3 protein-coding genes are annotated in these 4,089 nt (G+C 59.0%); 1 reads left to right on the top strand and 2 read right to left on the bottom strand.

Features of this window, described 5'->3' with window-relative positions:
- Positions 1 to 157: 157 nt before the first annotated feature.
- Positions 158 to 910, bottom strand: coding sequence for an adenosylcobinamide-GDP ribazoletransferase (gene cobS, locus K4G67_RS16775; RefSeq protein WP_239807406.1), 753 nt, complete (start codon positions 908 to 910; stop codon positions 158 to 160).
- Positions 907 to 1,905: a nicotinate-nucleotide--dimethylbenzimidazole phosphoribosyltransferase gene (gene cobT, locus K4G67_RS16780; protein ID WP_170003094.1), complete on the bottom strand. Its 999-nt coding sequence runs from the start codon at positions 1,903 to 1,905 to the stop codon at positions 907 to 909. Before cobT ends, cobS begins: the two co-directional genes overlap by 4 nt.
- A gap of 498 nt (positions 1,906 to 2,403) precedes the next feature.
- Between cobT and K4G67_RS16785 the strand changes: the two genes are divergently transcribed.
- The gene (locus K4G67_RS16785; RefSeq protein ID WP_239807407.1) at positions 2,404 to 4,059 is read left to right on the top strand and encodes a MobA/MobL family protein; all 1,656 of its coding nucleotides are present in this window, start codon (positions 2,404 to 2,406) and stop codon (positions 4,057 to 4,059) included.
- Positions 4,060 to 4,089 lie beyond the last annotated feature (30 nt).

Consider the following 4,089-nt stretch of genomic DNA (forward strand, 5'->3'; position numbering starts at 1 on the left):
ACACCCAGTTCCTAATTCAGATCAGAGGCTTAGGCCACTCCCGCTAACCCTTTAGGACCGGTCCGGTGAATACGACGGGCTAAGGGTCTGGTGGTCACGTCCGACTGGCCGTAGCACGTGCCCTTAGCGATCTCAGGCTCACCGTGACGCAGCAAAGTCAGAGCCATGCCAGCATGCCGAGATAGAAGCCGACTTCGCTGATCTGCTGCACCCCGCCGAGGCAGTCGCCGGTATAGCCGCCCAGCTTGTGCTCGAAGAGCAGCCGCGTCGTAACATGGCCTATCGCAAGGCCGGCCAAGCCGCATAGTGCAGAGCCGGGCCCAAGAATGGTCGCACCGATTGCGGCCGCAGCGATCCCGGTGAGCGTCGCCACCACCAGCGGCGCTGCTCCGATCCCCTTCGCAACCGGCTTGGCGATCCCCTCGGCCCGTGCGTAACGACTTGTCGCGATCACGATCACCGCCGACAGGCGCGAGGCTCCGTGCGCCATGGGCAGAGCGGCGAGTGCGACCATGAAAGGGAGTTGCGCCAGCGACGCGATCTTGAGCAGCAGAACTATGAACAGCGCTGCGGCTCCGAAGGTGCCGAGCCGGCTGTCGCGCATGATCTCCATCATTCGCTCCGGCGTTGTCGCTCCTTGCCCGTCGAACAGGTCCGCCAGGCCATCTTCGTGAAAGGCACCCGTGGCCAGCAAGGTAGCGGCAGTGCTTAAGATCGCTGCGATGTAGGCCCCGCCGATCGCCCAGCCGAGCGCGAAAGCAGCAGCGCCAATTGCGCCGATCAACACACCGACCAGCGGATAGAAGCCCGGCGCGGCCTCGAAATCGCGCTCGTCCAGCTGCGCCGCAGGTAAGGGAATTCGCGTAAAGAAAACCCACGCGGCCAAAGCGGCGGCGAATGGTCGCTTCATGAGATCGGGGAGGCGCCGGACACCCCGGCCTGCGAGAAACTTGCCATGCCGAAAAGCGAGAGCGCGGCGCGGATGATCGGCACGGCCAACAACGCGCCGGTCCCTTCGCCCAGCCGCATATCGAAATCGAGCAGTGGCTCGGCTTGGAGCCAGTCGAGCAGCGCCCGATGGCCGTGTTCTGCCGAGCGATGCGCATAGACAAAGGCCCGTTCACAGTCTGGCTCGATCGCCCGCGCAAGCGCGGCGGCAGCGGTCGCGATAAAGCCATCGACCACCACAAGTTTATTCGATGTCCCGGCGCCAGCCATCGCACCCGCCATCGTGCCGATCTCGAAGCCGCCGACCTCGGCCAGCGCTTCAACCGGCGCAAGCGCTCCAGTTCGCGCAGCTGCGCGTTCGAGAACCTCTTGCTTGTGCGAGAGACCGGTATCGTCGAGGCCCGTCCCTCGCCCGACGAGTTCGGCCACGGAAATGCCGCTTAGGTTGTGAGCAAGTAGGGCCGCAGAGGAAGTGTTCGCGATGCCCATCTCGCCGAAACAAACGATCTTGCTTTCAATACCGCACGCGAAATGTCGCCCTTGCGCAATCGCCTTCCTTGCCGTCTCGGGCGACATCGCAGGCCCTATCGAACTGTCGGCCGTTCCCCCTCCTAATGACAGATCGATAAGCGCATCGCGTCGGCGCGGCGGATGTGCGATTCCGCAGTCAACGACGGTCATCGGTATGTCGAATTGCGCCGCGATGACATTTGCAGCGGCTCCGCCGGCTAGAAAGTTGGCGACCATTTGGCCGGTAACCTCCTGCGGGAACGCGGACACGCGCTGTGCGGCAATCCCATGATCGGCTGCGAAAATGGTCAACGATGCTGAAGCATTCGACGGAGTCATGTCGCCAAGAATCGCAGCGGCCTGAACTGCAAGGCTTTCGAGCCTCCCCAATGACCCTATCGGTTTGGTCTTGTCGTCGATCAGGCGCTGGAAGTCGGCTCGGGTCATACGATGCGCGTCTAGCGAATACGGAATGGCTTTGGAACGGCATAACAAAGCCATACGCAATGAGCGCTTGTGGAGGTCCTTTGGCGAGGGCAGGGCCGTTTTGTGAGCCCAAGCAATATCGCCACAGCGGCGTGTTGAGCAAACGGCAGCTTTCATGTCGCGAGGCGAACCATGATAATGACCGAAATTGGGGCGCAAACCTGCCCTCGCCAAACCACGAGAATGTGAGTCTGAGCGACCTCGGTTTTTAAGCTTGCGGAGGGCGGCTACGACAATTCCTTCGCCGCTTGAGGAGGAAAGATCAAATGGTCCGAGAAGGACCATTTTTTAGGGCGCAACAACGCAATATGGCGGATGCTCCGCTATATTGCTGGCAAGCGACCGCCCATCGCACTGTAAGGGGACGGCGGTTGTCCTCCAGCGCAAGCGCTTCCGGAAGGCGAAGAATCGTGTCCCGGTGTCTTGTCATTCTGGATACAGACAAAGATAATTCGAGAAATGGAGGAGCAAGGCAGAGATACGGAAAGTGGTCCGCGCTGGCAGCACCAGTGGCAAGCTATTGCCGCGAAGCGGCGCATTGACGAGCTCCAAGCCATCGGCGCGCTGCACAAAGGGTTCAGAAGGCGAAACGACGCCGAAGGGTATATACCGGCATTATCGAGGAAATCGGGTGGTAAGCGGGCCGCCGAGACCACGATCGATTTTGCGGTCCCCAGCTCACTTACAAGTCGGGACCGTCAAGGCGGCGGGAGGCGGATTCCTCATTTCGATATAACCAACATCAGCGCGCGGGGAGCGCCTACCAAGAATGGTCAGCCTCCGCGCGGCTGTGCGATCGCAGACTCTAAAATTTCCGGCCATGTTGATTATCTTCACGACGGCGCGAAAGTGACGTTCCAGAGTCACATCGATTACATCAGACGGCAGACGGACCGAGAGCGTCCTTGGGAGACTTGCGACATCGACATGGTCGATGAGCCGCATATGCGCGCCAGGCTAAACGAGCTTTCGATCTATTCCAATATCGAAGGAGGTATCGAACGTCAGCGATCGTTATTCGAGGCTGCCGGCCGGATTGAGCCCAAGCCGAAAACCTTCGAGTTGCTGAGTTCTACTGCCGACCTCGCTGAGCTTTCGGAACTCGCCCAGGATCTGGATACATCGCATTTCATCCACGAGATGCTGGATAAGCTCGAGCGAACGAAGGCGGAAGCGGAGAGAAGGGCGGCGAGAAAGGGAAAGCCACCAAAGGCGTTCGAAGCTGTAATCGCTTCCGGATCATCCGAGCAGGTTTACGACTGGCTTACCGGACTGGATGAGACACCCGAGATCAGGGCCAAGGTGGATTGGAAAGCCGGACGTGCTGGCCGGATCCAAATCCGCTTCGTAGCCGAGTTTCCACTTGGTTTGACAGACATCGAGCGCTTCAGAATTATGAAGCTGTTTTGTGACAGCCTGGCCGCCGATGGAATGATGGTCGTAGGCGCGATCCATTCTCCTGATCAGACCAACGACAAGCGTAACTATCACCTCCACGTCGATGCATATGATCGGCCTGCGGTTTGGTTGGCCAATCATCGATGTTGGGATTTCGAATACGCGGAGCGCAAGAACGGGAAGACGGTCTACCCCATCCGCCAAAAGAAGGTTCGCTATGCAGAACCGCCCGCGAAAATTTGGAGACAACGGTTCATCGATCAGGTGGAACTGATCCGAGCAGGCCGTCCTGAGATCACGCAATTTGTTCACGGCACCTACAACGAAAACGGGATCGAACTCACGCCACTGGAACACATGGGGTCACGTGCGATCAGTCTCGAGGGTCGTGGCATTGTTACGGACATCGGATCGCGAAACGCCGAACGCATTTGGAATGATGAAAAGTCTGCCGCTGAGCGCCGCGTCAAACAGAAGCTGAAAAGGGAAATCGGGCAGATTGAGGCTTTCCGTCCTTTCATCAAACACGATGCGGATGCAGTTGCCGCCTCAAAGCGCTACCTCGAGCTCTGCCACGAGAAGACTGCACGAGAGCTGCAAGAAGAACTGATCGATATCGAGATCCGAGTAGCACGCTCACGCGCAGAAACCGTCATACAAACCCTAACCCGTCGTATTCACTGGACCGGTCCTAAAGGGTTAGCGGGAGTGGCCTAAGCCTCTGATCTGAATTAGGAACTGGGTGTC

The organism is Croceicoccus hydrothermalis (assembly GCF_022378335.1).
Lineage (GTDB): Bacteria > Pseudomonadota > Alphaproteobacteria > Sphingomonadales > Sphingomonadaceae > Croceicoccus > Croceicoccus hydrothermalis.

Excerpts from the sequence above, each read along its gene's own strand:
- cobS (WP_239807406.1), bottom strand. The coding sequence starts at position 910 with ATGAAGCGACCATTCGCCGCCGCTTTGGCCGCGTGGGTTTTCTTTACG.
- cobT (WP_170003094.1), bottom strand. The coding sequence starts at position 1,905 with ATGACCCGAGCCGACTTCCAGCGCCTGATCGACGACAAGACCAAACCG.
- K4G67_RS16785 (WP_239807407.1), top strand. The coding sequence starts at position 2,404 with ATGGAGGAGCAAGGCAGAGATACGGAAAGTGGTCCGCGCTGGCAGCAC.